This is a genomic window from Waterburya sp., from assembly GCF_058530065.1.
Window position 1 is genome coordinate 1 of the sequence record NZ_JBZNBU010000412.1, and the last position, 3,018, is coordinate 3,018.

At 36.8% G+C, this 3,018-nt stretch carries 2 protein-coding genes; one reads left to right on the forward strand and one right to left on the reverse strand.

Annotated elements, in window-relative coordinates:
* Positions 1-129: 129 nt before the first annotated feature.
* Positions 130-975 carry a calcium-binding protein gene (locus AC33VI_RS22955; RefSeq protein ID WP_491784583.1) on the reverse strand — a complete coding sequence of 282 codons (846 nt, stop codon included), beginning with the start codon at positions 973-975 and terminating at the stop codon, positions 130-132.
* Between the two features lie 462 nt (positions 976-1,437).
* On the opposite strand from AC33VI_RS22955, the gene AC33VI_RS22960 reads away from it, so the two are divergent.
* A partial coding sequence (locus AC33VI_RS22960; protein ID WP_491784584.1) for a serine/threonine-protein kinase occupies positions 1,438-3,018 on the forward strand: 1,581 nt, incomplete at its 3' end.

The following is a 3,018-nucleotide window of genomic DNA, read 5'->3' on the forward strand; positions in this document are numbered from 1 at the left end:
CTTAAAGTTAACTCTAGATTAAACTAAAGGCTTAGGATCTTGCCTTATACATAAGTCTAAAGAAATTAGGAATTATTAATGTCTGACTTAGCTCAATAGCTCTAATCCTATTGACAATGCCCATCTTTTTTAGACAAAGTCAAAATCATCAGAAATAACTAAATCGTCAGCGGGATTCAAATTAGGTAAGAAGGCAATTAAATCTCCTTGATAGAAAATGCGTGTGCCGTTATCAAATGCACTAATTGAATAATCACTGGCACTGCCATGAGCTTGGATTATATCTTCTTCAGGCAAATAATCAGTAATCTCAGCAAAGTCCACCAAGCCTGCATCTTGGTAGTAAGGTTTCACAGAATCTCCCAGAACAAAAATATCTTCTCCTAGAAATCCTTCTAGTACATCGTATTCTCCAGCACCAGAGTTTTGTTGAGCAGGATTAGAACCTGTTAAAGTATCATTTCCATCCCCGCCATTGAGCCAGTCATTTCCATCATCGCCATTGAGCCAGTCATCTCCATCATCGCCATTGAGTTCGTCATTTCCTGACCCTCCAAAGAGCCAGTCATTTCCCGACCCACCAAAGAGTTCGTCATTTCTTGTCCAGCCAACGAGGACGTCATCTCCCGAATCGCCATAAAGCACGTCATCTCCTGTCCAACCAACAAGAAAGTCATTTTCCGAATTGCCTTCAAGTTCGTCATTTCCCAACCCGCCAAAGAGGACGTCATTTCCCGAATTGCCAACGAGAGCATCATCTCCCAATCCGCCATGAAGAAAATCATTTCCCGACTCGCCATAGAGCAAGTCATCTCCCGACCCACCAAAGAGCCAGTCATCTCCCTCTCCTCCATAGAGGTCATCACTATCCAAACCGCCATCTAAGGTATCATTGCCTATATAGCCAAAAATCTGATCAAAATCTTCAGTCCCAATGAGATAGTCATCTCCAGAAAAACCTTCAATAATTGTCATGTCTCTACCTCCTAAGATATGTAGCAATCCAATCTGAAAAGAATGTTGGTTGTTGCTGATTATTTGATTTCAGGAATTATGCTCGTAGTATTGCTTGCTTATGGCATTCTTTTTTTTAGCTAGCAGATAGGTTGAGAATTATAGAGAGTGAACTACCAGGCATCAAATCGAAGATTATGGCACCGAATTTCTGTTACATCCAGCTAAATTTTACTTGACGTGCATAACTTCTCTATATTCATTTTACTTTAAGTACATAAGTCTTCTATAATTTATTGACTTGAATTTTCCTGAAATACAAAGATGTTTTTTTCTATTTAATCTACGTTGAGAAATGTCGTAGTTTTGCTCAATTGCAACAATAATTAAAAGCTAGCAAGCTGGTTTTGGTCGATAATATATATAGCATCTGAAAAAGAAGTGACCTAAGATATCTGCTAGCAAATCAAGCTAGTTAAGAATATGTCCGATAATTCTTCAGATTCATCCAATCTACATCCCAAAAAAACGGTAGATGAATCGAGTTTAAATACTCCTCAAGCCAAAAAGACTGTAGTTGAACCTACTGGGAGTCAACCTCCTCGCGCTGCTTTTGTCAGAAAAGACTCTCTAGAAGGAAAAACCATCGGAGACAATAATCGCTATCTATTGCAAACTTTACTGGGACAAGGAGGAATGAGTAAAGTTTATCGAGCTTTAGATACTAAGTTTGCCGATAAGGTAGTCGCCATTAAATTGATGACTATTTATTCGGCTGCCAATGCTAAACATTTAGTCAACAGATTTATGGCAGAAATCCAAGCTATTTCTTGTCTCAAGCATCCCAACATTATCCAAATTTTTGACTATGGTGTAACTCCTGAAGAACTTCCTTTTTCTGGTGCGCCATTTTATGTAATGGAGTATTTCACAGGAAAAACTTTACAGGATAAATTAACTGAAAATAAAACTCTACCTCTAGATTATCTCTTAAACATTATTCATCAAGTTTGTGTAGGACTCAAAGAAGCTCATCAAAAAGGCATTGTTCACCGCGATTTAAAGCCTGATAACATTTTTTTAATTGCTGGTGGTGCTTTTGGTGAGATTGTCAAAATTATTGACTTTGGAATTGCCAAAAATATTAGTTCTGACAACCAAAATTATTACACTAAAACTCAGACAGGGACATTTATTGGAACGTATCACTATGCTTCTCCCGAACAGTGCCGAGGATTGGCAAATATTGACCAAAGAAGCGATATATATAGTTTAGGTATCATTCTATATGAAGCTATTTGTGGAACAAATCCCTATGATTTAGATGATGACTTGAGTACCACTGAAGGAGATTGGATTGCCTGTCATATTAGAGTTCCTCCAAAACCGATAAAAGAACAACCAGGATGTGAAAATATAGATGACAAATTAGCCAAGATTGTTATGAAGTGTTTGGCAAAATCTCCTCAAGATAGATTTGCAGATATAGGAGAATTGCAAGTTGCTTTTAACAATGCTTTTTCGATGCAAAATAGACTGAAATACGATGTTGAAAAAAAGGCAATAACAAGCAGTAATTCAGATGAAAGTTATTCTAAAACAGTAGAAGAAGCTAAACAAAAACCTATACTAACTGTAGTAGAATCCGAACCAAATTCTACCACATCTATACCATCACCAACCGTACCAAAAACCGAACCAAATCCTATTCCATCTGTACCATTACCAATCGTAGTAGAATCATCTAAGAGAGTGGGATTGAGAGCTGGTCTTGCTGCTATTTTAATGGCAGTGATAGGAGTAGGAGGATATTTGTTAATTAACCAACCAGAAAAAATATCTCCAAGAATATCTGAAAGTCCTCCTGACTCTATAAAAATAGCTCCAGATAAAAATATAGACAAAAATATAGATAATAATAGTCAAGAATCTATCGATAAAATCGATCTTACTCCTGTTCTAGAACGTTTGGAAGCTCAATATCAACAAGAACAGTATCAAGATTGTTATCAATTAGCTATAAATAATCTCGATCGCGATAATAGTGTAATTAAAGAATGGATA

Bases quoted from the DNA above. Each gene is read 5' to 3' on its own strand.
- AC33VI_RS22955 (WP_491784583.1), bottom strand. From the start codon at position 975: ATGACAATTATTGAAGGTTTTTCTGGAGATGACTATCTCATTGGGACT.